Origin of the sequence: Vibrio sp. 10N.222.55.C6 (assembly GCF_041473395.1) — a bacterium.
In the GTDB taxonomy this organism is placed as follows: Bacteria; Pseudomonadota; Gammaproteobacteria; order Enterobacterales; family Vibrionaceae; genus Vibrio; species Vibrio crassostreae_C.
This window is the reverse complement of the sequence record NZ_JBFRSD010000105.1, coordinates 1-245: the sequence shown is the minus strand read 5'-3', so window position 1 is coordinate 245 and position 245 is coordinate 1. Positions and strand designations below refer to the sequence as shown.

At 49.8% G+C, this 245-nt stretch carries 1 protein-coding gene; it reads right to left on the bottom strand.

Annotated elements, in window-relative coordinates; all coding sequences use genetic code 11:
- Positions 1 to 245: HD domain-containing protein (locus AB4486_RS22755; protein ID WP_372118749.1), on the bottom strand; the 245-nt coding region annotated here is incomplete at both ends.

The window sequence follows — 245 nt, the reverse complement described above, 5'->3', positions numbered from 1 at the left end:
GCACTGCCTTCAAGGGTCACGTTTAACTGGCCTAAGGCCGCCATTTCTTCAACGCCATCGATCAACTTTACGGTTTCTTTACCGTAGCTTTCTTCAAACGCTTCGCGCTCAAAAACGCCGCTTGAGACGACGGGGAAAAGTTGTGCAGCAATTAAAGTGGCACGGTCCATGGACAAGGTGACCAAGATTTCGATCATCTCACGGCCACGCCAAAGCAAGAGCGATGCTTGCTCGTGATCTTTTAA